Raw genomic sequence first — 25578 nt, forward strand, 5'->3', positions numbered from 1 at the left:
GGACATTGTTATGGATCCGCGACTGCTCGATTACTACAACCAGGAACTGATGTATGTACGCGAACTGGCTGGCGAGTTCGCGCAACTGCATCCGAAGATCGCACGCCGGCTCGGCATGCAGGCCGGCGAGATGACCGATCCGTACGTCGAACGGCTGATCGAATCGTTCAGCTTCATGGCGGCGCGTATGCAGCTCAAGCTCGACGCGGAATTCCCGCGCTTCACGGGACGTCTGCTCGAGGTGATCTACCCGAACTATGTGGCGCCCACGCCGTCCATGTCGGTCGCGCGTTTCTATCCGAGTCCGAGCGAAGGCAACCTTGTCGAAGGCTTCTGCGTGCCGCGCGGCAGCATGCTCACGGGCAAGAAGTCGCCGGGGGAGGACACTGTGTGCGAATTCCGCACGGGCCAGGACGTCGCACTCTATCCCCTTGAGATTACCCATGCACAACTGACGGGGATTCCGCCGGACATTCCCATGCTCGACCGCTATGTGCCGCCCCACACACAAGTGCGTGGCGCATTGCGGCTGCGGTTGCGTGCCACGGGCGAGGCCAAAATCGCCGAGCTGCGCGGACTCGACCGCCTGCCGGTCTATCTGGCCGGGGACGAGCAGGTTGCGTCGCATCTGTTCGAACTGCTTCACGCGGCAGGCATTGCCTCGATCACGGGCGAGCCTGGGTGTTTCGGCGACGCGGCGCGTCCCTTCTGTGCGGTCACACATGGCGCGGTCGCACAGGAGGGGCTTGGCATCGATCAGGGGTTGCTGCCGCTTACCTGGTCGAAATTCCATGGTCACAATCTTCTGCACGAATATTTCGCATGTCCGAGCCGCTTTTATTTTTTCACGCTGACCGGACTGCGCGAAGGGCTGAGCAAGGCAAAAGGCCGTGAAGTCGAGATCGTCGTGCTGCTCGACCAGTCGCCGGACCGGCTGATCGGCCTTGTCGACGCCTCGCGTTTCGCGCTGTTCTGCACGCCCGTGATCAATCTGTTTCCGCGCAAAGCGCAGCGCATCGAATTGAATACGGCCAGCACGGAATTCCATCTGGTTCCGAAGCGCAACGCGCCGCTCGACTACGAAGTCTATTCGGTCGAAGCGCTCACGGCGCAGGTCGGCAAGAAGTCGACGGAATTCGCCTTCCGGCCGTTGTATCAAACGCTGAACAATGACGAGGGCAACCACGGGCGCTATTTTTCGCTGCGCCGCGAACGCCGGTTGTTATCGGACTCGGCCCGCCGCTACGGCACGCGCACGCCGTACATCGGAACTGAAGTGTTCGTGTCGCTGGTCGACCAGCAGGAAGCGCCGTATCACGAAGGAATGCGCTATCTGTCGATCGACGCCTGGCTGACCAATCGCGACTTGCCGAATCTGTTGCCGCGCAACGGCGTGAACGATCTGGACGCCGTTGATTCGGTGCCCGCGATCAGCGTCGGCTTGATTCGTGCGCCGAGCGCGCCTCGCGCGCCGTTTGCCGAGCGCGAAACCGCATGGCGGCTTATCCGGCAACTGAACTTCAACTATTTGCCGCTGGAAGATATGGATCACCGCCCTGGCGGGCAGGGTGTGCGCGACATGCTGCGCCTGTTCCTCACCGGCGACGACGTGGGACCGCGGCGTCAGGTGGAAAGCCTCGTCGGCGTGAAGACGCGGCCGGTCGCAAGGAAACTGTCCGGTGGCGGCCCACTGGTGTTCGGTCGCGGCATCGAATGTCAGTTGACGGTCGATGAAACCGGCTTTTCCGGTTTGAGCCCCTACCTGTTCGGGCTGATTCTCGAGCACTATCTGGCACGGCACGTATCCATCAATTCGTTCACGCAGACCGAGCTTCACTCAATGCAGCGCGGCCAATTGATGCGCTGGCCCGTGCGCATGGGCACACGCGGAGTGGCTTGATGGAGCGGGCCTTATTCACGTCAACGCTGCGCGACACGGCGCTATCGGCGGATGCAGTCGAGCGGCTGCAGACGCAGCCATGGCATTTCGGATTTTTTTCGCTGATGCGCCGCATCGGTGCCGATGTGCGTATCGATGCGATCGGCAAGGCGCGGCGTCCGCGTGCCGAACCATTCCGGTTAGGCCAGAAGCCGAGCCTTGCATTCGCGCCGCGTGAGATCGCCAGTGTGGGTGAACTCGGCGGGCGCCTGCATATTCGTCTGTTCGCGCTCGGCATGCTTGGACCGAATGGGCCGTTGCCCATCCACATGACGGAGATTGCCAGGGAGCGTGAGGAAAGCCGGCGCGATCCTACGCTCGTCCATTTCCTCGATATTTTTCACCATCGCTACCTCACGCTGTTGTACCGCGCGTGGGCCGACGCACAGGCGACCGCTGGACTCGACCGTGCCGGGCCCGATAGCGAACGATTCTCCTTTTATGTCGCGAGCCTGACCGGCCAGGATACGCGCGAGATTGGGCAGCGCGCTTTGCCCGCACACGCGCAACTTGCCGCGTCTGCGAACCTCGTGCGCGAAGCCCGCAACCCGGATGGCTTGCGCATGACGCTCGAGCGGTATTTCGGCGTTCCCGTCGCGATCGAGGAGTTCGTTTTTAACTGGATCGACGTTGCTGCCGACGATCACAGCTATATCGGCAAGCCCGGCGGTGCGGCGACGATGGGCGACGGCGCGATGCTGGGTGAGCAGGTGCCGGATCGTCAGCACCGTTTCCGGATCATCATCGGCCCGGTCGATATCGACGAATACCTGCGCTTCACGCCTCGCGGCGCGGATCTGCCGCAACTGGTCGATTGGGTGCGGAGTTTCATCGGTCGCGAATTCGAATGGGAGCTGGAGTTGCGCATCCGCGCACAAAGCGCGCCGCCTGCCGTAATGGGCGGCCCGCAGCAATTGGGTTGGTCGGGATGGCTCGGTCGCTCGCCCAGCGGCGAGCCGATTACCGGCATGCGCTTCGAGCCTGAACGCTACGCCGGCACTTTCGCGAAACAAAGTATCGACGCGGCGGGCAAGCGCCGGGTCACGCCGCAAGTGAAAGGACAAGATGAGTAGCAGCAAGAGACAAGCGACGGCGAAGGTGTCGGCAGTCAAGGCCGTTGCACCCCTGCCTCACGACTGGATGTCACCTGTCGAGGCCGCCGCGCCGTGCGGGACCGACCTCGAATACGACCCGGAATTCGTCGTGCTGTCCGCGCAGATGGCCGTGAAAGTGGACGCGCAGTACGGCGACTTCGTCGGGATACCGGAACCGGTGAACTGGAGCGAGGTCGAGCGCGATTGCCGACGCCTGATGATGCGCAGCAAGGACATGCGTCTCGCGGTGTTGTTCACGCGTTGCCGCACGAGGCTCGCGTCAGCGGCGGGACTGGCGGAAGGGCTGGGGCTGTTGGCCGCATGGCTCGCCGCGTTTCCCAGCGCGCTCCATCCCCAACCCGGTGTCGACGACGATCAGGAAGCGGCGCTCGAAATCCGCATGAACGCTTTGCAGGCGTTGACAGATTCGGATGGGTTGCTGTCCGACCTGCGGGAGATCGCGTTGACTCGTTCCACCGCCACGCGCCTTCAGATGCGCGACGTCGAGCGCGCGTTTGCTCATCCACGGCCGAGCGATGCGCTCGCGCCCGAGTCCGTTTCGCGGCAACTCGAGGATCTTCGCATCCAGCAGCCGGACATGCTTCGCGGCTTCGATGGCGCGCTCGCGAGCCTGGAGTCCATCGATACCTGGTGCAAGGCGCATCTCGGCGTCTACCTGCCGGACCTCGCTGCGCTCACGCGGCCATTGCGGCGCGTAGTGGGAGATCGATCGCGCGTGACGATGGCGCCAGATGACGGATCGGTGGAGGCGATGCCGCTCGACGATGCTTGTGCGGCGGCATCGTCGAACGAGGAGACGCGCGTCGAGCATGACGACATTTCGCCGCGGACCGGTTGCGCCGCGCCGGTCAGCCTCGGCGTCAATGTGGCGGCAGCGGGCCGTGAGGGCGCTTTGGAGCGTATCCGGGACGCTCGATACTGGTTCGAGCAACACGAGCCGAGCAGTCCGATCCCCGTTTTGCTGAAGCGCGCCGAACGGTTTGTGGGGAAACGGTACGTGGATGTCGTCAAGGCCATTCCCACGGAGTTGCTCGAACAATGGGATGGCGAGGAATAGTCGTGGTGCGCGATGTTTAGAGCCTTCACTGTGATTGCCATCGGAATAGCGCTTCTCGTCGTGGCGTCGCTGACGGCGATGAATACCCGGCATTTTGTTTTGTCGTCGGTTGTGGTTCCCGGGCGGGTTGTCGCACTGAATGCGGGCGGGAGTCATCCGGGAGTGGCGTTTGTGACACGGAGAGGTGAGCGTCTCTCTTATCCCGAGGGTGGGTTCATCTTCGATATGAAAGTGGGGGACGTCGTGCAGGTTCGCTACGCAGAGGATGAACCATTGCAGAGCGCGACATTGGATAAGGTCGGCACGGTCTGGTTCGGTCCGATCTTGCTCGCACTCCTTGGCGGCGGGTTTCTGGTTGCCGGTTTGTTGAGTTGGCTACGGACGAGAACGAAAGGGGGTAGAGCATGTCGTCGTTAAGACGAAGTCGATGGCGGGTTTTCCACTGACGCCAGTTGTTGAGATTCTCCCTGTCCGACAGCCTCTAGGAGAGCAAAGCCGATGTTCAAATTTATTGCATCGCTCGTGCTTGGAACTGCGTTTCTCGTCGTCGCGCTATTCAATGTGCTGTCCACGCGCCAGTTCTTGCAGGAGTCGATTGTTGTGCCAGGAAAGGTCGAGGCCTTGAACGCGGGAGGAAGCCATCCTCAAATCACCTTCGTGACAAAGAAAGGTGAAGTCATTTCGTACCCGCAAGGGGGCTTCATTTACGGCATGAAGGTCGGAGAGGATGTCAAGGTGCGGTATGCAGAGAACCGTCCGCTCCGGAGCGCTCGAATCGAAGAATTTGGGGCGATCTGGGACACGGCGATAGCGTTTGGGTTTATTGGAGGCTGTGCGCTTTTGACAGCTGTCAGTAACTGGCCGAGGAAGGACAAAAGCCGGAGGTGAATCAACATGTGGTTATTTCGGGAAAGTCTTTGGAGTTTCGAGACCGGCGCGACGGGAGGCTTTAGTCTGGATTTCCTCGTTGCATCTGGCGGGGAGGTCTTTCTTAAAGACCCAAAGCAGCAATCACACACGTTCCACTATGGAGGCGTCGGGGTAGGTTACGGATTTGGCGCGCGGCTGCCTCGAATCAAACTGCCCAAAGTGACGCTGCCCGAGATCAGACTCCCGAAGATAAGCGGACACGAGGTTGGTGGATCCGTTGCTTCGAAGAACTTCACCAGTAACGGTTATGTGTTCATGACCGATGCGTTTGCGGGCAGTGAGCTCCGTCGGTCCGATTTACAGGGCGGCGTTGTCTATATCGACGCCGGTGCAGGTCTGTTCGCCGGAGAAGGTGCGACTCTGATGCTGCTCGGCATCAACGCCGCGTTGCTCACGATGAGCATCGTGAATCCCGGCTTGAGTGGCCTTACAGACTACGCGATTCGTCAAGCACCCGCCGCTCTCGTGATGTACGGTCATACAGCGGCCTTGCAAGCCGGCTTCGGCGCGGGCTTGCTTGTCGGTATGTTGCACTGAAAGAGGCAGAGCGTGATTGTGCGGCGGTAGCGAACTCTCAGCCGCAAACCGTAGATTGAAGTGAAAACACTATCTTAATAGATTCGTTATGCTTAATTTACTGACAAGCCGTACCGTTACCATGGATGGGCCTGCAATCCCGCTGTCGTCCATGAACGACCCGCTGTTGGAGCTAAAAGCGATACAAGGCGCCGAAATCCTTTCGGAGATCTACCGCTACACGCTGTCGTGCCGCACGCCACTCGGAATTCCGGCGGAAGAGGCCGCCAATCTCGACCTGAAATCGATGATCGGCAAGGAGCTGACCGTCACGATCCAGTTGGACGGCATGGGAACGTTCATGGCCGGGATTGAAGGAATGGCGGGAATGGGCAATGTCGGGGCGGGCATCCGCGAGATAAGCGGCATAGTGACGGAAGCCCGATACGCGAATCAGACCGACCAACACAGCAGTTACAACCTGGTGCTGAAGCCTTGGATCTGGCTGGCCGACCAGAGGTCGGATTTCCGGATATTCCAGCGCAAGACGGTCGTCGAGATCATCGAGAACGTGTTTGACAAATACATGTACTCGTACGACCTGCGTCTGAGTGGCTCGTATCCGGTGCTGGACTATCAGGTTCAGTACGGAGAAACGGATTTTTATTTCATTCAGCGATTAATGGCCGAGCACGGCATTTATTGGTTCTTCGAGCACTCGAATACGTTTCATCGGATGGTGCTCGTGGATCAGCTCGGCGCGCACAAACCGGTAGAGAGCGTCGCCTATCAGAACTTGTGGTATTACCCGCCGGGACACAAGATCGATCAGGAATATATCCACGCATTCGACACGGGCGGCGCGCTTCAGTCGGGCCGTTGGACGACGAACGACTTCGACTTCAAGAAACCTGCGGCACGCCTGACTGTGCAGAACGAATTGCCTCAGGAGACAGCGCATAACAACTTCGAACGCTACGAATGGCCGGGGGATTACACCGACCCTGGGCACGGAGAGCAGCTCGCGCGCTTGCGTATGGAAGAAGTGAGGGCACAGGGCGAGCGTGCGTCGGGTAGCGGCAACCTGCGCGACGTGGTGTGCGGGACGACCTTTCATCTAAACGGTTATCCGCACGAGGCTGCGAACCAGGAGTATCTGGTAATCGGTGCCTCGTTCTTCGCAACGGAAACCGGAGAGGCAAGCGGCGGCGAGTACTCTTTAAGCACGTCGTTCACGGTCCAGCCCGCGACGACGGTGTTTCGGCCGTCGAGCAAGCAATATCCAAAACCACGCACCAGCGGACCACAAACGGCGATCGTCACGGGACCTCCGGGGCAGGAAATCTGGACCGACCAGTACGGCCGCGTGAAGTTGAGTTTTCACTGGGATCGATCAGGTGTGAAAGACCAGAACTCGTCTTGCTGGATACGTGTGTCGTATCCATGGGCGGGCAGCAACTTCGGCGGCGTGAACATACCGCGCGTGGGTCAGGAAGTGATCGTGGATTTCGTCAATGGCGATCCCGACCGGCCGCTTGTAACGGGGCGTGTTTTCAATGCTTTCTCGATGCCGCCCTGGGATCTACCGGGCAATGCGACGCAAAGCGGGATCATCAGCCGTTCGATGAAGGGCGGCAAGTCTAACTACAGCGGTATTCGCTTCGAGGATAAGCAGGGAGCGGAAGAGTTCATGATCCAGGCGGAGAAGGATATGAACACCACTGTGAAGAATAACGAAACTCATGTGGTGGGAACGGACCGGACCAAGATCGTCAACGGGCAGGAAGTGACAACGGTGCAGGGCGACCGGACGCAGACGGTCAATGGGCAACACATGGAGACAATCAAGCACGATATCTCCCAGACGTCGACGGACGGCAACGTCAGTGTGACGTCCGAAAATGGCACCGTGACAATCTCCGCGAAGACGCAGATCAAGCTCGTTGTCCAGGGAACGACTGTCGTCCTGACTCCGAAGTTAATCAGACTGATTTCAAAGACGATCGAAAGTCAATCTTCCGCCGAAACGAACATGAAAGGCAGCAAGATCTATCTGAACTGCTAACTGCCTCTGAACAGCCAATAGACAATGACAGTGCACTACACAATGCATGAAGGCAGGATCACCTTGCCCGCCGGCTATAGCGACCGGACAGTAAATATTTTCGTACAGGAACCGATGACGAATGGCCTGTCCAATCTCCAGGTCGCGCGAGACACCGCGCGACAAGGCGAAACACTCGATGATTATGTGAATCGCCAGATCGCTTTGCTAAAGCGGAAGATCAAGGGCTTGTCTGTCACTTCACGCGAAGCAGTTGTGCTTGCGGGATGCCGCGCGGACGGCATCGAAATTGAAACCCGCTATCAGAGCAATGGAAAGTCTGTCTACCAACGCCAATGCGCGGTCTTTATGGCCAACGACAGGGCACTCATCTTCACGGCGACCAATACCGTCCCGTTCACTTCAGAGCAACTCACGATCTGGCGGCGGACGACCGATACATTCGTACCCGCCTGATCGATTTTCATTGTCGTCTGTCCAGTCGATCCTGTTTGCGCCGCTGCCGGTGCACGGTATTCAAGAGCGCGTCTAGAGGAAGAGCATGTTTGAAGCAGCACGTGTCGGAGACGAGATACAACATACGTCGGCCCTGGCTGGTTTTCTGATCGGCGCGATACTTGGCGCAGCGCTGATTTTCGCTGTTGCAATGTTGACGATCAGTTGTCCGTTTCTTGTTGGATTTATTGCCGGCTTTATGGCCAGCATGATCGCGGAACAGATAGTCAATATTGCGACCCAATTAGGCAGCCTGTTTACGAGCACAACCGGCAGTATCACGGAAGGTTCGGCGAATGTGTATGTCAACGGGCGGGCAGCCGTCCCCGCCAAAATCAGTGCCGCCGCGTGCGATCACGATACGCCTCACGAACTGGCGGCATGTGGATCCAGTACCGTATTTATTAACCAGCACGTCGCCGCACGTAAAGGCGACGACATTCAATGTGGCGCGACGATCGAGAAGGGCTCGAAGAACGTATTCTTTGGCAGCGACAAAGCCTGTGAAATAGCGGTAGCCAGTGAAATACCGGCGTGGGCAGTGAATCTCAAGAACGCGTTGTTTCTGGTCGCGGGCGTTGCCGGCGGCTTGGCGGGCGCGCTAAAAAACGGCATGAAGGCGACATGTCCGTGTGTCTTGAAGTTTCTCGCTGGCCAGGTTGCGGGAATCTACGTGGGTTCCAAAGTCTCGGAGGGCGTGTCTGGGCTGTTCGGTCATCCCGTCCATGTGCCGACCGGTCAGAAAGTTCTCGTCAACGAGCTGGATTTCGAGTTGCCCGGCCTCTTGCCGTTCTTTGGTTCACGCTCGTATTCCAGTGCGATCGATTCGAGCGGTATGTTGGGCCGCGGCTGGCAGCATAACTGGGACATTCACCTGAAACGCAGTAGCCGCGGTCTCGAATATGTCGGATTTCAGGGGCGCGAAGTCGGCTTCGACGATATCCTGGCCGGTCAGTACCAGTACAACTCGTTCGAACAACTCTACCTGTCTCACGCGTTGGACGGCCGCTATGTTCTGAACGGCCTCGACGAAATCTTTTACGGATTCAGCGTGCATCCGCTGAACGGCCGGCACGTGCTGGAGCGTATCGAGGACAAATTCGGACACTTCATCGAGTTCCGTCGAGACTCGGGCGGCGCACTCGTCGAGGTGCGCAACGACGCGGATGTCGTCCTTGAATTGCTGCATGCCGATGGACGCTTGATCGGCGTGGACCGCGTCGACGGTACGCGGCGCAGTCTTGTCCGTTACGGCTACGATGAAAATGGACAACTCATCCGCGTGCGCGATCGAACCGACACGCTGGTGCGACAGTTCGCCTATGCCGCCGGGTTGATGATCCGGCATGCCAACGCGCTTGGCTTTACTTGCAGCTACCGTTACGCGCAATACGGTGACGAGTGGCGGGTGGTCGAGCATGCCACGGATTCCGGCGAGCGGTACACGTTCGCGTACGACATCGAGACGAGGCGCGCGAGCGTCAGTAGCGAAGCGCTTGGCACGCAGCATTGGGAGTACGACGCGGACAGCCTGGTCACGCAATGGACCGACTATCTGGGCGCGCGCTATCAGTTCGAATATGACGGGCACCAGCAGCTGGTGCGCATCGAGTCTCCGGGCGAGCGTATTCATCGTCTCGATTACGACGCACTTGGGCGAATCACGAAAACAGTGGACGCCACCGGCCGGGTCTGGCAAAGCACGTATCACCTCAAAACGCTGCGACTGTCTAGCAACACACTGCCTGACGGCAGCGTCTGGCAGTGGAACCATACGGAGCAGGGTCTGCTGGTCGAACGGATCGATCCGCTCGGTCAGGTGGCACGGTTCGAACACGACGGGCGCGGACTGCTCACGTGCTACACGGACGAGCGGGGCGGAACGAACAGCTTCACCTACGACGACCGCTACGGCCTGCTGCTGAGCCGCACGGACTGCTCAGGTTCGACCACGCGCTATGCGTGGAATGACGAGAGCGAGCTGGTCCGCCAGACCGATGCGCTGGGGCAGGTGACGCAGTTACTGCGCAATGCCACCGGCGCGGTCGGCACGGTGGTTCATGCCGACGGCACGCGCGAGACATTCGAGTACAACGCGCTCGGCCAGATCAGCCGGCACAGCAACGCGTTGGGATACGTCTCGCGGTGGGACTACACGCCGCGCGGGCAGGCCGAGCGTTACACGGACCGGCTGGGGCGCACGCTTACCTATCGTTACAACGCGAATGGACAGCTGGTGAGACTGACCAATGCGAACGGGGCGAGCTACGACTTTAGCTATGACGCTGCGGGTCGCCTGACTGCCGAGGTCCGTCTGAACGGCGTGCGGCGCGAGCTGCGCTACAACCCGAACGGCGAAGTGATCGCGCAAACGATGACGGGCCGGCACGGCGAATCGGAAATGATCGGTCTGGAGCGGGATGCAGCCGGGCGGCTGATCGGCAAGCACGGCAGGTGCGCGACTACCCGCTACGTCCATGACCCGCTCGACCGCGTGACGGCGGTCCACCGGCAGCCGTGCGCGGCCGGCGTGGCGCTGGGCATCGAGCCCTGCGAAGTGACGTTCGAGTATGACGCGCTGGGCCGGTTGCTGGCGGAAACGGTGGACGGCCAGCGTTCGGAGTCGCGCCATGACGCGCTCGGCAATCTGACCGAACGCAGGCTTCCTCTGGGTCAGCGGATCTCGATGCTGCACTACGGCTCGGGGCACGTGCACCAGATCAGCCTGGACGGTGAAACGCTCAGCGATATCGAACGCGATGCGCTGCACCGCGAAGTGCAGCGCACGCAGGGGCCGCGTGTCTGCCGCACGACTTACGATCCGCGCGGGCGCACGGTGTCGCGGCTGAGCGAACGCTCAGGGCGCGAGGGAATGGCGGACAACGATCTGCTCGGGTCGGCCTATCAGTACGATCTTGCCGGCAATCTGCATCAGGTGATCGGGCAAGGCGGCGGTGCGCACTCGCGCGGCACGGTCCATTACTCGTACGACGTGATGGGCCGGATGACGGGCTACCACGACGGCAACGGGCTGAACGAGAGTTACCTCTACGACGCGGCTGACAACCTGATCGACGCGACGCGTGACAGCGCGGCGAGCCGGATTCTGGACGATCTGCTCAGCCGTTTCCGGCAGACGGGCTACAGCTACGACGGCTTCGGGCAGCTTAAGCGCCGGGTGCGGGATGGGCTGGTGCAGGACTTCGTCCATGACGACGAGGGGCGGATGGTGCGCGCGTCGGGTCAGGGCCGGCATGGCTGGCACAGCACGGCCTATCGATACGATGCGATCGGTCGGCGAACGGGCAAGCTCACGCGTCGCGCGGCGGCGGACGGCACGGCGCTCGTGGAGGAGACGCGCTTCGTGTGGGAAGGCATGCGCATGGTGCAGGTGCTGCGCGATGAGACGGTGCGCACGTACGTCTACTCACCGGATTCACCGTACCGGCCGATGGCGCGGGTGGACCAGCCTGTTGTCAGTGTCGACGGACAGTGCCGTGCGGGTGGCCGACGCGTCGTGTGGCATCAACATGCGCACGACAATGGTCAGGTGTACGACGTGACGGGCGCAAACGGCGAGGTGGTGTGGGAGCCGGGTTTCACGGGCTTCGGGGAGTACAGGGGAACAGAGTGGCTCGACGACAGGCCGTTCGACGAGGCGCTGCGGTTTGCGGGTCAGTATGCGGACGAAGAAACCGGGCTGCATTACAACACGTTCCGGTACTATGATCCGGCAACGGGACGGTTTGTCAGTCAGGATCCGATCGGGTTGGCGGGGGGATTTAATCTTTATGCGTATGCGCCCAATCCGGTTGGATGGATTGATCCGCTGGGACTGAATGCCGACGATCCCCTCAATACTGCACTTGGCAGCAAGAACAATCCGTTCGCTACTTCTAGGGCCGCTCGTCGGGAAGCAATGCGACAAGGAGGCATTCCAACAAGCCAGCAACCTATAAGCCAATCCAGTAATGGTTCCGGTAGAGAATACACATATGAGACTGAAACCTCAGGAGGGGGGGAAGGCCGTTCTTCGGTACAGGAGCAAACCTTAGATAGAAGTCATCGTGGGGAGCCACATTGGGAAGCCGGAAAGGTCAAAATGGACGATCAAGGAAATCCAAGGATGAATAAATACGGTCGGCCGGCATTGCGTAACGGAAAGGGCAAGGCTTATTACGAAAATTCATCTAACGGAGGATGCTGATGAGCGACAAAAATTACAAAAAAGAGCTCATGTTTCGGCGGGCGCAAGGAAGGCTGGTTGTAGAGGAATATTCAAGGAAACTTGCCCACTTATTGAACCATCATGTCCGCAGCGAAGCATTTTTGGACTTGAAAAAAACGGATGAAATTATAGATAAATTGTCAAATAAGACGGTAAATTACAGTGATAATGCGCAGATAGGTTCTGAAAATGAAATGGTTCATTTTATCAAGCGAAAAGTTGGTCGATCGGGTTTTTATGTTCTGATTGATGAGGCGTGGAAATTTTGCGGTGCATACAAAGTTGATGGGGGATTTGAGTTAAATAGTAATTTTAATTTCAATGAAAATTTAAGCGATGAGATCAGAATAATTGACGTTGATTTGCTATTTCAAATTCAGATTGACTATGATTTCAATGAAATAACTTGTCTATATTTGGAATATTGACAAGTCGGATGTCTCATCGCTGCCGGCATGGTGCTGGGCGTCGAGCCCTGTGAAGTGACGTTTGAGTACGACGCGCTGGGCCGGTTGCTGGCGGAAACCGTGGACGGCCAGCGTTCGGAGTCGCGCCATGACGCGCTCGGCAATGTGACCGAACGCAGGCTCCCTCTGGGTCAGCGGATCTCGATGCTGCACTACGGCTCGGGGCACGTGCACCAGATCAGCCTGGACGGTGAAACGCTCAGCGATATCGAACGCGATGCGCTGCACCGCGAAGTGCAGCGCACGCAGGGGCCGCGTGTCTGCCGCACGACTTACGATCCGCGCGGGCGCACGGTGTCGCGGCTGAGCGAACGCTCAGGGCGCGAGGGAATGGCGGACAACGATCTGCTCGGGTCGGCCTATCAGTACGATCTTGCCGGCAATCTGCATCAGGTGATCGGGCAAGGCGGCGGTGCGCACTCGCGCGGCACGGTCCATTACTCGTACGACGTGATGGGCCGGATGACGGGCTACCACGACGGCAACGGGCTGAACGAGAGTTACCTCTACGACGCGGCTGACAACCTGATCGACGCGACGCGTGACAGCGCGGCGAGCCGGATTCTGGACGATCTGCTCAGCCGTTTCCGGCAGACGGGCTACAGCTACGACGGCTTCGGGCAGCTTAAGCGCCGGGTGCGGGATGGGCTGGTGCAGGACTTCGTCCATGACGACGAGGGGCGGATGGTGCGCGCGTCGGGTCAGGGCCGGCATGGCTGGCACAGCACGGCCTATCGATACGATGCGATCGGTCGGCGAACGGGCAAGCTCACGCGTCGCGCGGCGGCGGACGGCACGGCGCTCGTGGAGGAGACGCGCTTCGTGTGGGAAGGCATGCGCATGGTGCAGGTGCTGCGCGATGAGACGGTGCGCACGTACGTCTACTCACCGGATTCACCGTACCGGCCGATGGCGCGGGTGGACCAGCCTGTTGTCAGTGTCGACGGACAGTGCCGTGCGGGTGGCCGACGCGTCGTGTGGCATCAACATGCGCACGACAATGGTCAGGTGTACGACGTGACGGGCGCAAACGGCGAGGTGGTGTGGGAGCCGGGTTTCACGGGCTTCGGGGAGTACAGGGGAACAGAGTGGCTCGACGACAGGCCGTTCGACGAGGCGCTGCGGTTTGCGGGTCAGTATGCGGACGAAGAAACCGGGCTGCATTACAACACGTTCCGGTACTATGATCCGGCAACGGGACGGTTTGTCAGTCAGGATCCGATCGGGTTGGCGGGGGGATTTAATCTTTATGCGTATGCGCCCAATCCGGTATCGTGGATTGATCCGTGGGGGTTAAGTTGTGAAACGATCGACCCTAGGACAGAATCATTTGAAAGCTGGGTTGCCAGAAGTCGTGGCGAAGCAGATGTGTACTTGAGAAGCAAGGGAACGGGTTCGGTTGATTATGTTGGCATTTCGAAAAATTCAACTGAACGTTATGCTGCGGGTCTTGGCTATAAGCTTAGATTGTTAACAGAGGACACCGGGCAGCTGCTTAGAAATCAGGCGAGAGCCGTTGAGCAAGCCATAATCGATGCCAAGCGTGGAGTCTTCGAAAATATTGACAACAGTATTGATCCGGGTAGAGCTTTATATAAAGATGCTGTTTCTTGGGGGCAAAACTGGCTTAAGGATAACGGATGGGGGCGTTTACTGGAGTGAGTCAAATGAAAATGAAGGAAGTCATAAACCTTCTTGATGGTGGAAAGAAATCCGATCCTGTGCTGGGCGATGTTTTTGTTATGCACATGAAGGGCATTGGTTTTATTCCGGGAATGGTCGTCAAGGATGATATGAAGTACGGGTCGGAAAGACTTTACCTGATATATATTTACAATGAAATTTCTGAAGACAAGAATATCGGCTTTAGGCTGGTTAAGGAAAATATGATTGTGCCGCCAGCGCTTGTTACGAAAATGGACTGGAGGGCTAATGGTGGATTTGAAATTATCGGAAATACTCAGAAGGCTGGGATGGACGTATTCAAAAATCACTGTTTTTACGATGATTTGAGAATGCGCTATATTGATCAAAATAAAGAAGTGTGCGAAAAATTTGACCCATGTGGAATCTATGCCATTTCCAATATTGGATCTGAAGCCATAAGTATTTATGAAAAACTGAATCCTGGCATTGAGATTGTCGAATAATTCTCGGAATGAGTAACTAAAGTGCCGCAGCGCGGCCCTTTGTTCATTCTGCCAGCCGTGGTCTGGCATGATGGTTAGGCATGCGTAACGGTAATCGACACCGAAGCTGACGTGCTCACCAGGTTTCCGTGGACGGCCAGCGTTCGGAGTCGCGCCATGACGCGCTCGGCAATGTGACCGAACGCAGGCTTCCTCTGGGTCAGCGGATCTCGATGCTGCACTATGGCTCGGGGCACGTGCACCAGATCAGCCTGGACGGTGAAGCGCTCAGCGATATCGAACGCGATGCGCTGCACCGCGAAGTGCAGCGCACGCAGGGGCCGCGTGTCTGCCGCACGACTTACGATCCGCGCGGCCGCACGGTGTCGCGGCTGAGCGAACGCTCGGGACGCGAGGGAATGGCGGACAACGATCCGCTCGGGTCGGCCTATCAGTACGATCTTGCCGGCAATCTGCATCAGGTGATCCGGCAGGGCAGCGGTGCGCGCTTGCGCGGCACGGTCCATTACATGTACGACGTGATGGGCCGGATGACGGGCTACCACGACGGCGACGGGCTGAACGAGAGCTACCTCTACGACGCGGCCGACAACCTGATCGACGCGACGCGTGACAGCGCGGCGAGCCGGATTCTGGACGATCTGCTCAGCCGTTTCCGGCAGACGGGCTACAGCTACGACGGCTTCGGGCAGCTTAAGCGCCGGGTGCGGGATGGGCTGGTGCAGGACTTCGTCCATGACGACGAGGGGCGGATGGTGCGCGCGTCGGGTCAGGGCCGGCATGGCTGGCACAGCGCGGCCTATCGATACGATGCGATCGGTCGGCGAACGGGCAAGCTCACGCGTCGCACGGCGGCGGACGGCACGGCGCTCGTGGAGGAACGCGCTTCGTGTGGGAAGGCATGCGCATGGTGCAGGTGCTGCGCGATGAGACGGTGCGCACGTACGTCTACTCACCGGATTCACCGTACCGGCCGATGGCGCGGGTGGACCAGCCAGTTGTCAGTGTCGACGGACAGTGCCGTGCGGGTGGCCGGCGCGTTGTGTGGCATCACCATGCGCACGACAATGGTCAGGTGTACGACGTGACGGGTGCAACTGGCGAGGTGGTGTGGGAGCCGGGTTTCACGGGCTTCGGGGAGTACAGGGGAACGGAGTGGCTCGACGACAGGCCGTTCGATGAGGCGCTGCGGTTTGCGGGTCAGTATGCGGACGAGGAAACCGGGCTGCATTACAACACGTTCCGGTACTATGATCCGGCAACGGGACGGTTTGTCAGTCAGGATCCGATCGGGTTGGCGGGGGGATTTAATCTTTATCAATATGCGGCGAATCCGGTATTGTGGGTTGATCCGTGGGGGCTGGCAGGTGACCCTGCAACTGCGACACACATTACCTATCAAGGTCTTGATGCGGCGACCGGAAAACCCTACGTCGGATATGCAAGCATGCAGGGGAATCAAACTGCACAGGACGTTCTCAGGTATCGATATGGAAACGACTTTAGTCGCTTTGGTGGTCAGGCACCTGATATCTTGTTCGAAGGATATGGGCAAGCGGGCAAAGATATCGCGCGTGGTTTAGAGCAACGAACATTTGAAAATCTTGGTGGTCTTGAGGGTGCGGCAAATAAACAAAATCCAGTAGGCGCGGGAAATGCTCGGAGAACAAAATACTTGAGTGCGGCGGATGAGCATTTAAATAAAACGTCCGGGAAACCCAGTGGAAGTGCCGATGTTGATCGATGAAAAGTGATTTTTTATTGGGGATGGTGATGGCGAAGCGGATGATTTGGGTCCCTGGCGACTTGATTAATGTCAAGTTGCGGGAGAATCTTTATACGATAGGTCAAATGGCGGTCAGCCCGGTTATACAGTTTTATGATATTTTCAACTCGGACGGAATCTGGAGGGATGTCGACTTAAATGTCATAGACCCTCTTTTTCGAGTGTTTGTCGGAAATGTGGTAAATAGAAATTTGTCTCAAGGAAAAATTAAGGATGCGTCGGTTGTTGCGCGAATCGAGCCATCAGACCATCTTTGGATAAAGCCTTATACATTGACCATGGATGGTTTTCATTATAAGGGTGATAAACATTCTTTTCCGTTTTTGGGTGGAAAATTAATCGATCTTGGGCCAAATGGCGATACCGGTGTCACTTTGGGTAAGGCAGTGAGGGAGGATCTTACATTACCTAGAGATCGAGAATTAATTGAAAAATATGAGTTGACAAATATGTGGGGAGATGAGGATTTATCTGATCGCCTATGTCGATATTTTGACACTGGTATCAACCGTGATGATCTAAAATTCGAGGTGTTCCCTGGTTTGTGGGAGGACAGAATGTCGTTGAGGCCACTAACTCGACGGTTGCCAGTGCCTTTTAGATAGTTCTTTTCGTTTATGCGTACGCGCCGAATCCGGTATCGTGGATCGATCCGCTGGCGCTGTCTTGTGATTTATTGTCCAAGCGTAAGAAGGTAGTAAATTCAAACATGCCGCACGCGGTGGAGAGGGCTGTTGAGCGAGGTGTTTATCCGGATAAGAACACAGCATCAGATGCTCTGAAGGCGTTATCAAAGCAAATAGAAAAGGACGGTTACCCTGTTGGGACGATCGTGGATACTGCTCATGCAGATCGAGTTCTGGTGCCCATCGGAAATAACGGTATGGCGGTGTATCAAATGGCAAAGAACGGAACTGCAAAAATAAAAACGGTCTTGATTAATCTGCTGGAGTAGAAATGGCTGACCGAAAGATTGATATGGTGGTGAATGAAGATGGGGATGTTGCCTATTTGTCCCTGCCAGACCACCCTGGGAAAGGAAGTCCTGGGGTGGTTGCAAAACAGATAAGTCTCCATTCGATAATAAAAGAATACAAGGGGCCTGAAATATATCTTGATTTTGATAAAAACGGAGTGCTTATCGGGATGGAATTTTTATTAGAACAGGCGGATTAAAAGATGGAGCCGCAGACGCGGCCCTTTATTGGCCTGCTCAGCGATAATGATGGCGTGAGCCAATCCACTCTCTTCATGAACTGTTTTTGCGTTCCCTGCGTTCAGCGGCCTGCACGAGCCATACCTTGCGCAGCTCGTCACTGGCAGCCTTGCGCGCGATGGCAAACGCTTCGCGTTCGCTCGCCCTGGCGACATCATCGTATCCGGGGGTGACGGTGAGGCGTTGCCGGATGTAGTCAATGGAGACATGGACGCGCTGGCCGGCCTTGAAGAATGACTCTGCGCCTAACCACCTGTCGATATGTTCCCATGGCATGAAGGGCTGCTGCGGGCGCGGTGGTATATCCAGTGAGTAGCCATCGGGCGCATCGCGCAGCATGATGGTAATCGTGCGTGGTCGTGCCGCTCTGGGGGACGTGCTTTATGATTGCCATTAGCTACGAACCTAACCAACGCGAACAATGCGAACCACGACTTTACCCACAACGCGCTAGCCCCCCTCAAGTCGCCCAAATCCGCAACGGCCTCCCCCCAACCCCATGCACCACCGGCCGCAACTGCATCCAGCATTTCACAAACGCCCGCTGCAGCATCTCCATCGACCTCGAAACCCCCCGCACGACGAGCACTCCAGAAGTCACGCAAGAAGCCGCCATCCGCACCGAATCATCGAACGGCAATTGAGCCGTCAACGCCTCAGCAAGCGCATCATCGCAAGCATCCCCAACAGCCCAAAGCGTCCCATACGCAGGAAACCCCGCCAGCCCTTGAGCAGCATCGCGTAGCGAATCATTCGCCTCAAAACTCGCGCGCTCGAACCACAGCAACTCGCCATCAGCCCCAAGAATCCGCGAAACCGCACGCAAACGCCCATCCGACCACCGCTCACCAGCAGCCTGGCGCCCGAGCTGCGTCGCGTCCCAGCCGATCGCAGTGGCATCGCGAGCCAGCGTCAGCGAAAAATCCAGCTCCGCATTCGCATGATCGAAAACGATATTATTCTGCGGCAGCCAATCGAGCTTAGCCCGCTCACCGACACGCACGCCGATCTGCTGCTGCGCCTCACGCCCATTGGACTTGTACCACTTGGTCGCCCCCGGCGTGGCAATAACAGCATGCGCGTCGTCACCGACAGAAACATCAATAGCAAGCCGATCACCACCCGCAACACCACCCGGCGGATGCACGATCACCGCATGACAAATGCCTTGTCCTTCAGGATAAAGCGGCCGCTGAACCCGCAACGGCCCGTCATGCAGCCGATGCTTGAGCGTGGTCCGCTCCCCATCCTTGACGAACCCAAGTTCCAGACGTGCGCGCCATTGCGAATGCGCGCCGTCTTGCGCGGTAGCGAGTGTGACGTGATTTTCGTGAAGCGACATGCGAATGGAGTGCGACCAGACGAAGAAAAGCAAAGCGTGCCTGCGCACGTCAGACAGCGCTCAACAGCGCTGACACAGGATGCGTCGAGAATAGCATGCACGATGTCCAACGCCGTTCACACTGCGATCAACCCCCGCACGCCATCCGCATCCATATTGGCGCCTTCGCCGCCCGCGATGATCTCGCCACGGCTCATCACCCAATACCGGTCGGCGATGTCCTTGGCGAAGTCGTAATACTGCTCGACGAGCAGCACCGTCATGCCCATTTCTTCGACCAGTTGACGCAGCGTGCGGCCGATATCCTGAATGATCGAAGGCTGAATGCCTTCGGTGGGTTCGTCGAGGATCAGCAATTGCGGATCGCTCATCAACGCGCGGCCAATCGCGAGCTGTTGTTGCTGACCACCCGACAGATCGCCGCCACGACGGCTGCGCATATCCTTCAGCACCGGAAAGAGTTCATAGATACGATCCGGGATTTTCTTGGGCGCCTTCTTGCTGGCGGCTCCCACCAGCAGATTTTCTTCGACGGTCAAGCGCGGAAAGATATCGCGCCCCTGCGGCACGTAAGCGAGGCCCTTTTCCACGCGCGAGTAAGTCGGCAGTTTGGTGATCGGCGCGCCGCGCCAGGCGATCGACCCGCTCTTCGTTTGCACGACGCCCATCAGACAACGCAGCAGCGTAGTCTTGCCCACACCGTTGCGGCCGAGCAGCACGGTGAGTTTGCCGTCGGGCACGGTGAGCTTCACATCGCGCAGAATGTGGCTGCCGCCGTAGTACTGGTTCAGGTTTTCGACTTCTAGCATGTCCGTTCGACCCTTTCGTTTTCACCTGCCCAGATACGATTCGATGACCGTCTCGTCGCGTTTCACTTCGTCGAGTGTGCCGTGAGCCAGCACGCGCCCTTCGGCCATCACCGTCACCTTGCCGGCCGCGCCCGACAGCGCCGCCACGAACTCCATGTCGTGCTCGACGACCATCATCGAACAGGTGCCGCGCAGATGGTTGAGCAGTTCGGCAAGTTGCATGGTTTCGTCGTCGGTCATGCCGGCGGCCGGTTCGTCGAGCAGCAGCAAAGCCGGTTGCTGCATCAGCAACATGCCGATTTCGAGCCGTTGCTTCTGGCCGTGCGAGAGTTCGCCGGCGAGCCGCCGCGCTTCGCTCTCCAGACCGATCAGCGCGAGTGTCTCCTCAATGCGCGCTTGCGCCTCGCGATCCAGCCGCGCGCGCAACGAAGCCCACCAGCCCTTGTCGGCCTTCATCGCCAGTTCGAGGTTTTCCCACACGGGATGTTGCTCGAACACAGTTGGCTTCTGAAACTTGCGACCGATGCCCGCGCGCGCGATGGACGGCTCGTTCATCCGCGTCAGATCGATCGACTGGCCGAGATAGACCTTGCCGGAATCCGGCTCGCTCTTGCCGGTGATGACGTCCATCATCGTCGTCTTGCCGGCGCCGTTCGGACCGATGATGCAGCGCAATTCCCCGGCGTCGATGGTCAGCGTCAGCGCATTCAACGCGCGAAAGCCGTCGAAGCTCACGGTCACGTCTTCGAGGTACAGGATCGTGCCGTGCGACACGTCGATCTCGCCGGGCACGACCGCGCGGCCCAAGCTCGCGACGCCGCTCAACGAGGTTTCAGCCGGTTCTTCCGGTAAAGCCAGGTCAGGAACCATCGGGTTTTCGTTCATGAGCGGTTCCTCTTGCGCGTCACCATTTCGATCAGTCCCATGATGCCGTTCGGCAACAGCAACGGAACCAGCACGAAAATCAGACCGAGAAAGAACAGCCAGTATTCAGGGAAGTTCGCCGTGAAGAAGCTCTTCGCGCCATTCACCGCGAAGGCGCCGATGATCGGACCGATCAGCGTGCCGCGTCCGCCCACGGCGACCCAGATCGCCATTTCGATCGAGTTGCCCGGCGACATTTCGCCTGGATTGATAATGCCGACCTGCGGCACATACAAGGCGCCGGCGATGCCGCACAACACGGCGGACACGGTCCACACGAACAGCTTGTACGCAAGCGGGCTGTAGCCGAGGAACATCAAACGCGTTTCGCCGTCGCGCACCGCGGTCACCACGCGGCCGAGCTTCGAGGTGACGATGGCTCGCGCGCCGATGAACGCGAGAATCAGCACGGCGAACGTAATCAGCAGCAGGGCAGTGCGCGTGCCCGGATGCGTGATCGGAAAGCCGCCTATGCGCTTGAAGTCGGTAAAGCCGTTATTGCCGCCGAAGCCCGTTTCGTTGCGATAGAACAGCAGCATCGCGGCGAAGGTCATGGCCTGCGTGATGATCGACAGATACACGCCCTTCACCCGCGAGCGGAACGTGAAGAAGCCGAATACCCACGCGACCACCGCCGGCACCAGCACCACCAGCAGCAGCGCATAGCCGAGATGCTGCGTGCCTTGCCAGTACCACGGCAGTTGGTGCCAGTCGAGAAACACCATGAAGTCGGGCAGGTCGCTGCCGTATTTGCCTTCGTGGCCGATCGAGCGCATCAGGTACATGCCGATCGCGTAGCCGCCGAGCGCGAAGAACAGCGCGTGGCCGAGGCTCAGAATGCCGCAGTAACCCCACACGAGATCGAGTGCGAGCGCGGCGATCGCGTAGCACATGAACTTGCCGGTGATCGTCATCGCGTAGGCGGACAGATGCAGCGCGCTCGTCTCCGGCACGACCAGCGTGGCGAACGGCACGCCCAGACCGAAGACGATAATCAACGCGACCAGTGCGAGCCAGGCGCGCCGCGACAACAGCGCAGGGCGCGGCGGCAGGCCGAGCGCGAAGCCGGATTGAGGCTCGCGCCCGGCGCTGGCGCCACCGCTCGCTGCGCCGACATGAGCCGATGAAGTTGCCGATGTCATCTCATGCCTCCGCGCTGCGGCCCTTGAGGGCGAACATGCCCTGCGGACGCTTCTGGATGAACAACACGATCAGCACGAGCACCGCGATTTTCGCAAGCACCGCGCCCCAGAACGGTTCGATTGCCTTGCTGATGAGCCCGAGGCCGAAGCCGCCGATCACCGTGCCGGCGAGTTGACCGACACCGCCGAGCACGACGGCCATGAAGGAATCGATGATGTAGCTCTGGCCGAGGTCCGGACCGACATTGCCGATCTGCGAGAGCGCGCAGCCGCCCAGACCCGCGATGCCCGCGCCGAATGCGAACGCATACGAATCGACCCGCGCGGTCTTCACGCCGACGCAGGCCGCCATACGGCGGTTCTGCGTGACGGCGCGCACGAAGAGGCCGAGACGCGTCTTCGTGAGCACGGCCCACGCGATGCCGACCACGATCAGCGAGAACGCGAGAATCGCGAGCCGGTTGTACGGCAGGATCAGATTGGGCAAGACGGTGACGCCGCCGCTCATCCACGCCGGGTTGACCACCTGCACGTTCTGCGCGCCGAATAGCATGCGCGTCGCCTGAATCAGGATCAGGCTGACGCCGAAGGTGGTCAGCAACGTCTCGAGCGGACGGCCATAAAGATGCTTCAGTACCAGCCGTTCGAGCACGATGCCCACCAGTCCTGCGGCGACGAACGAAGCCGGAATGGCGAGCAGCGGATACCAGTCGAACGCGCCGGGCGCGAAGCGCTGAAAGAGGTTCTGCACGACGTAGGTGGCATACGCGCCGATCATCAGGAATTCGCCGTGCGCCATGTTGATCACGCCGATCAGCCCGTAGGTGATGGCGAGGCCCAGTGCGGCGAGCAGCAGCACGCTGCCGAGCGACAGGCCCGCGAACAATGTGCCGGCGATCTGGCTGCGGCGCTGGATCGCGTCGAGTTCGTCGATGCCGCTTTGCGCGGCGGCGCGCACGCGATCGTCGGCTTCCACGAAGGTGCCGTCGGGCTTCTTCGCGACGAGCGGCCGCAGCAGTTCGTTCATGTCGAGGTCGTGCCGCGCGGCGACCAGTTGCACGGCTTCGAGGCGCCTGGCCGGATCGGCGTCATGCAGCGCCGTCATTGCCCATAGCGTGTCGAGGCGCTTCTTCAACGCGGGATCGGTTTCCTTCGCGCGTGCCGCGTCGACGAGCGGTTTAATCGACGGATCGGGGTTTTGCAGCAGCGCGGTAACGGCGGCATCGCGTGTCGCCACATCCGGCGAATCCAGTTGCAGGCCGGAGAGCGCACCCGCTACTTTGGAGCGCAGCAGATTGTTCAGCGTGACCGGTTGCGCATCGCCCGCGGCGACGGTCTTGCCGGTGACCGCGTCTTTCGCCGTATCGCCGTCCTGAAGCAGCACGGCGCCCGCGTCGGTGGCGAGCGCGCTATCTTCGGAGAGCGCTTTGAGCACCGCCATCGATTCTTTGTCGTGATTGGCGATCAGCTTGTCGATGGCCGCGGACTTCGCGTCGAAGTCGTCGCCTGCGAGCGGCGCAACATCGGCTTGGGTCAGCGCGAAGGCGGCCAGCGGTGCGCCGGCGAGCAGCACGAGTGCCGCGCCAGCGACGCCGCGTCGTGCGACCTTTCCTGCGACTTTTCGTGCGACCTTTCGTGCGGATGTCAGGAATGAAAACGCCATGGTGGCCTTTGAAGAAAATCCGGCGCAGCGGCGCGGCATGTGGGCAAGCGCCGTTGCCGCGCCGTCGGGTTGCTGCGCGCGAGGGTCGTGCCTTTCGGACGTCCGATCAAGGCACGAACGCGGGTGCGGTGGGCGCGCCCGTCGCGGGATTGCAATCGGCAAATCGAGGTGCCGCGTCGGCGAGTTTCACCGTCGCGGCACGCTTTGCCGTCAGGCGACGCGCGAGCGCTTCAGGAACGCCGGAATCGAACTGACCACGTCCGGCTTGCTCGAATTGCCGGCGATGAACGGGCTCCACGGCTGCGCGCGAACCGCGGTCTTGGTACGCCACACCACATTGAACTGACCATCGGCACGCACTTCGCCGATCATCACCGGCTTGTGCAGGTGGTGATTGCCGTCCATCTCCAGCGTAAAGCCAGACGGCGCCGCGAAGGTCTGGCCGACCATCGCCACGCGAACCTTGTCCACTTCCGTGCTCTTGGCCTTCTCGACTGCCTGCTTCCACATATGGATGCCGACGAAGGTCGCTTCCATCGGGTCGTTGGTCACGCGCTTGGTGCCGCCCGGCAGGTTGTTCTGCGCGACCCATGCGGCCCATTGCTTCTTGAACTTTTCATTGGCCGGGTTGCGCAGCGACATGAAGTAGTTCCACGCGGCCAGGTTGCCGACCAGCGGTTTCGTATCGATGCCGCGCAGTTCTTCCTCGCCGACCGAGAACGCAACGACCGGCACGTCCGACGCCTTCAGCCCCTGGTTGCCCAGTTCCTTGTAGAACGGCACATTCGAGTCGCCGTTCACCGTCGAGATCACCGCGGTCTTGCCGCCTTGCGAGAAGGTCTTGATGTTCGCGACGATGGTCTGATAGTCGCTGTGGCCGAACGGCGTGTAGACCTCCTGGATATCGGCTTCCTGCACGCCCTTCGACTTGAGGAACGCGCGCAGGATCTTGTTGGTCGTGCGGGGGTACACATAGTCGGTGCCCAACAGGAAGAAGCGCTTGGCGCCGCCGCCTTCCGCGCTCATCAGGTATTCGGTCGCCGGAATCGCCTGCTGATTCGGCGCTGCGCCCGTGTAGAACACGTTGCGCGACATTTCCTCGCCTTCGTATTGCACGGGGTAGAACAGCAGGCCGTTCAGTTCCTCGAACACCGGCAGCACCGATTTGCGCGACACGGAAGTCCAGCAGCCGAACACCACGGCGCACTTGTCCTGCGTGATCAGCTGACGCGCTTTTTCAGCGAACAGAGGCCAGTTCGACGCCGGGTCGACCACCACCGGCTCCAGTTGACGGCCCATCACGCCGCCGTTCTTGTTGATGTCCGCAATGGTCATCAACGCGGTGTCCTTGAGCGATGTCTCCGAGATCGCCATCGTGCCCGACAGCGAATGCAGGATACCTACCTTGATCGGACCACTGGACTGCGCCTGCGCAAACGGAACCTGACCTGCAAGCGCCAACGCGCCCGACATGGAGCCGAACTTCAACAGACTGCGACGTTTCATGTATATCCCCTTGCCATTGATGGTGACTGTTTATGGGCGTCGATTTCAGCCAGCAGGGCTTATCCCGCATGACTTGCCGCTTATGTACTGCAAGGCACATGCCATGCAGTAATTTCGACTTGTATGGCGTGGGGCGCATGCTGCGGCGCGGATGCGGGAGGGCGGCGAATGCGTGATAGGCGCGGAATTGGTGCAGCATCGCGTGAGGCGCCTCGTTCGGGTGCGTAT

Annotated in this window: 22 protein-coding genes and 1 pseudogene; 16 read left to right on the plus strand and 7 right to left on the minus strand. The window is 59.3% G+C overall.

All coding sequences use genetic code 11. The features are described from left to right. Positions 1 to 10 precede the first annotated feature (10 nt). The 16 genes and pseudogenes from tssF (at position 11) to B0G81_RS29555 (ending at position 17924) form a co-directional block, all read left to right on the plus strand. On the plus strand, positions 11 to 1900 hold the full coding sequence (gene tssF / locus B0G81_RS29475; protein ID WP_134140285.1) for a type VI secretion system baseplate subunit TssF: 1890 nt from the start codon (positions 11 to 13) through the stop codon (positions 1898 to 1900). Then, a complete protein-coding gene (gene tssG / locus B0G81_RS29480) occupies positions 1900 to 3012 on the plus strand; it encodes a type VI secretion system baseplate subunit TssG (RefSeq protein WP_134140288.1) in 1113 nt (370 codons plus the stop codon). The genes tssF and tssG overlap by 1 nt, the downstream gene beginning before the upstream one ends. Continuing rightward, entirely contained in the window at positions 3005 to 4111 is a 1107-nt protein-coding gene (locus B0G81_RS29485) for a type VI secretion system ImpA family N-terminal domain-containing protein (RefSeq protein WP_134140290.1), read from the plus strand. The genes tssG and B0G81_RS29485 overlap by 8 nt, the downstream gene beginning before the upstream one ends. Before the next feature lie 498 nt (positions 4112 to 4609). Beyond that, entirely contained in the window at positions 4610 to 4999 is a 390-nt protein-coding gene (locus B0G81_RS29495) for a DUF3592 domain-containing protein (protein WP_134140293.1), read from the plus strand. Between the two features lie 6 nt (positions 5000 to 5005). Then, on the plus strand, positions 5006 to 5578 hold the full coding sequence (locus B0G81_RS29500) for a hypothetical protein (protein WP_116119185.1): 573 nt from the start codon (positions 5006 to 5008) through the stop codon (positions 5576 to 5578). A gap of 88 nt (positions 5579 to 5666) precedes the next feature. Further along, positions 5667 to 7310, plus strand: a pseudogene (gene tssI, locus B0G81_RS29505) (type VI secretion system tip protein TssI/VgrG); the annotation flags it as partial. 336 nt (positions 7311 to 7646) lie between these two features. Then, a complete protein-coding gene (locus B0G81_RS29510) occupies positions 7647 to 8078 on the plus strand; it encodes a DUF1795 domain-containing protein (RefSeq protein ID WP_134140297.1) in 432 nt (143 codons plus the stop codon). Positions 8079 to 8163: 85 nt separating this feature from the next. Beyond that, positions 8164 to 12324 carry an RHS repeat-associated core domain-containing protein gene (locus B0G81_RS29515; protein ID WP_134140299.1) on the plus strand — a complete coding sequence of 1387 codons (4161 nt, stop codon included), beginning with the start codon at positions 8164 to 8166 and terminating at the stop codon, positions 12322 to 12324. After that, the gene (locus B0G81_RS29520; protein ID WP_134140301.1) at positions 12324 to 12773 is read left to right on the plus strand and encodes a hypothetical protein; all 450 of its coding nucleotides are present in this window, start codon (positions 12324 to 12326) and stop codon (positions 12771 to 12773) included. The genes B0G81_RS29515 and B0G81_RS29520 overlap by 1 nt, the downstream gene beginning before the upstream one ends. Before the next feature lie 27 nt (positions 12774 to 12800). Next, positions 12801 to 14474 (plus strand): RHS repeat-associated core domain-containing protein, encoded by a 1674-nt coding sequence (locus B0G81_RS44180; protein ID WP_134140303.1) that lies wholly within the window; start codon positions 12801 to 12803, stop codon positions 14472 to 14474. A 5-nt stretch (positions 14475 to 14479) separates the two neighbouring features. Continuing rightward, positions 14480 to 14962, plus strand: a complete 483-nt coding sequence (locus tag B0G81_RS29530) for an Imm26 family immunity protein (RefSeq protein ID WP_134140305.1) — start codon at positions 14480 to 14482, stop codon at positions 14960 to 14962. A 128-nt stretch (positions 14963 to 15090) separates the two neighbouring features. Further along, complete coding sequence (locus B0G81_RS44855; protein WP_134140307.1) at positions 15091 to 16050, plus strand: RHS repeat protein; 960 nt, start codon at positions 15091 to 15093, stop codon at positions 16048 to 16050. Continuing rightward, positions 16047 to 16709: an RHS repeat-associated core domain-containing protein gene (locus B0G81_RS29540; protein ID WP_243856632.1), complete on the plus strand. Its 663-nt coding sequence runs from the start codon at positions 16047 to 16049 to the stop codon at positions 16707 to 16709. The genes B0G81_RS44855 and B0G81_RS29540 overlap by 4 nt, the downstream gene beginning before the upstream one ends. Continuing rightward, positions 16706 to 17353 carry a hypothetical protein gene (locus B0G81_RS29545; protein WP_208328566.1) on the plus strand — a complete coding sequence of 216 codons (648 nt, stop codon included), beginning with the start codon at positions 16706 to 16708 and terminating at the stop codon, positions 17351 to 17353. The genes B0G81_RS29540 and B0G81_RS29545 overlap by 4 nt, the downstream gene beginning before the upstream one ends. Before the next feature lie 71 nt (positions 17354 to 17424). Beyond that, entirely contained in the window at positions 17425 to 17703 is a 279-nt protein-coding gene (locus tag B0G81_RS29550; RefSeq protein ID WP_134140311.1) for a hypothetical protein, read from the plus strand. Between the two features lie 2 nt (positions 17704 to 17705). Then, positions 17706 to 17924 carry a DUF2283 domain-containing protein gene (locus B0G81_RS29555; RefSeq protein WP_095420942.1) on the plus strand — a complete coding sequence of 73 codons (219 nt, stop codon included), beginning with the start codon at positions 17706 to 17708 and terminating at the stop codon, positions 17922 to 17924. Positions 17925 to 17997: 73 nt separating this feature from the next. On the opposite strand, the gene B0G81_RS29560 is transcribed toward B0G81_RS29555, so the two are convergent. From B0G81_RS29560 to urtA, 7 genes are all read right to left on the minus strand, one after another. Further along, positions 17998 to 18303, minus strand: a complete 306-nt coding sequence (locus tag B0G81_RS29560; protein WP_134140312.1) for a hypothetical protein — start codon at positions 18301 to 18303, stop codon at positions 17998 to 18000. A gap of 121 nt (positions 18304 to 18424) precedes the next feature. Next, the gene (locus B0G81_RS29565; protein WP_134143245.1) at positions 18425 to 19306 is read right to left on the minus strand and encodes an urease accessory protein UreD; all 882 of its coding nucleotides are present in this window, start codon (positions 19304 to 19306) and stop codon (positions 18425 to 18427) included. 116 nt (positions 19307 to 19422) lie between these two features. Beyond that, positions 19423 to 20115 carry an urea ABC transporter ATP-binding subunit UrtE gene (gene urtE / locus B0G81_RS29570; RefSeq protein WP_116119192.1) on the minus strand — a complete coding sequence of 231 codons (693 nt, stop codon included), beginning with the start codon at positions 20113 to 20115 and terminating at the stop codon, positions 19423 to 19425. A gap of 21 nt (positions 20116 to 20136) precedes the next feature. Further along, on the minus strand, positions 20137 to 21000 hold the full coding sequence (urtD, locus tag B0G81_RS29575; RefSeq protein ID WP_134140314.1) for an urea ABC transporter ATP-binding protein UrtD: 864 nt from the start codon (positions 20998 to 21000) through the stop codon (positions 20137 to 20139). Then, entirely contained in the window at positions 20997 to 22181 is a 1185-nt protein-coding gene (urtC, locus tag B0G81_RS29580; protein WP_116119193.1) for an urea ABC transporter permease subunit UrtC, read from the minus strand. The genes urtD and urtC overlap by 4 nt, the downstream gene beginning before the upstream one ends. Before the next feature lies 1 nt (position 22182). Beyond that, positions 22183 to 23844, minus strand: a complete 1662-nt coding sequence (gene urtB / locus B0G81_RS29585; protein ID WP_134140316.1) for an urea ABC transporter permease subunit UrtB — start codon at positions 23842 to 23844, stop codon at positions 22183 to 22185. A 210-nt stretch (positions 23845 to 24054) separates the two neighbouring features. After that, positions 24055 to 25350 (minus strand): urea ABC transporter substrate-binding protein, encoded by a 1296-nt coding sequence (urtA, locus tag B0G81_RS29590; RefSeq protein WP_106285903.1) that lies wholly within the window; start codon positions 25348 to 25350, stop codon positions 24055 to 24057. Between the last annotated feature and the right edge of the window lie 228 nt (positions 25351 to 25578).

Origin of the sequence: Paraburkholderia sp. BL6665CI2N2, from assembly GCF_004366535.1 — a bacterium.
GTDB lineage: Bacteria > Pseudomonadota > Gammaproteobacteria > Burkholderiales > Burkholderiaceae > Paraburkholderia.

Coding starts and splice junctions, on each gene's coding strand:
- tssF (WP_134140285.1), top strand. CDS start 11: ATGGATCCGCGACTGCTCGATTACTACAACCAGGAACTGATGTATGTA.
- tssG (WP_134140288.1), top strand. CDS start 1,900: ATGGAGCGGGCCTTATTCACGTCAACGCTGCGCGACACGGCGCTATCG.
- B0G81_RS29485 (WP_134140290.1), top strand. CDS start 3,005: ATGAGTAGCAGCAAGAGACAAGCGACGGCGAAGGTGTCGGCAGTCAAG.
- B0G81_RS29495 (WP_134140293.1), top strand. CDS start 4,610: ATGTTCAAATTTATTGCATCGCTCGTGCTTGGAACTGCGTTTCTCGTC.
- B0G81_RS29500 (WP_116119185.1), top strand. CDS start 5,006: ATGTGGTTATTTCGGGAAAGTCTTTGGAGTTTCGAGACCGGCGCGACG.
- B0G81_RS29510 (WP_134140297.1), top strand. CDS start 7,647: ATGACAGTGCACTACACAATGCATGAAGGCAGGATCACCTTGCCCGCC.
- B0G81_RS29515 (WP_134140299.1), top strand. CDS start 8,164: ATGTTTGAAGCAGCACGTGTCGGAGACGAGATACAACATACGTCGGCC.
- B0G81_RS29520 (WP_134140301.1), top strand. CDS start 12,324: ATGAGCGACAAAAATTACAAAAAAGAGCTCATGTTTCGGCGGGCGCAA.
- B0G81_RS44180 (WP_134140303.1), top strand. CDS start 12,801: ATGGTGCTGGGCGTCGAGCCCTGTGAAGTGACGTTTGAGTACGACGCG.
- B0G81_RS29530 (WP_134140305.1), top strand. CDS start 14,480: ATGAAAATGAAGGAAGTCATAAACCTTCTTGATGGTGGAAAGAAATCC.
- B0G81_RS29545 (WP_208328566.1), top strand. CDS start 16,706: ATGAAAAGTGATTTTTTATTGGGGATGGTGATGGCGAAGCGGATGATT.
- B0G81_RS29555 (WP_095420942.1), top strand. CDS start 17,706: ATGGCTGACCGAAAGATTGATATGGTGGTGAATGAAGATGGGGATGTT.
- B0G81_RS29560 (WP_134140312.1), bottom strand. CDS start 18,303: ATGCTGCGCGATGCGCCCGATGGCTACTCACTGGATATACCACCGCGC.
- B0G81_RS29565 (WP_134143245.1), bottom strand. CDS start 19,306: ATGTCGCTTCACGAAAATCACGTCACACTCGCTACCGCGCAAGACGGC.
- urtE (WP_116119192.1), bottom strand. CDS start 20,115: ATGCTAGAAGTCGAAAACCTGAACCAGTACTACGGCGGCAGCCACATT.
- urtD (WP_134140314.1), bottom strand. CDS start 21,000: ATGAACGAAAACCCGATGGTTCCTGACCTGGCTTTACCGGAAGAACCG.
- urtC (WP_116119193.1), bottom strand. CDS start 22,181: ATGACATCGGCAACTTCATCGGCTCATGTCGGCGCAGCGAGCGGTGGC.
- urtB (WP_134140316.1), bottom strand. CDS start 23,844: ATGGCGTTTTCATTCCTGACATCCGCACGAAAGGTCGCACGAAAAGTC.
- urtA (WP_106285903.1), bottom strand. CDS start 25,350: ATGAAACGTCGCAGTCTGTTGAAGTTCGGCTCCATGTCGGGCGCGTTG.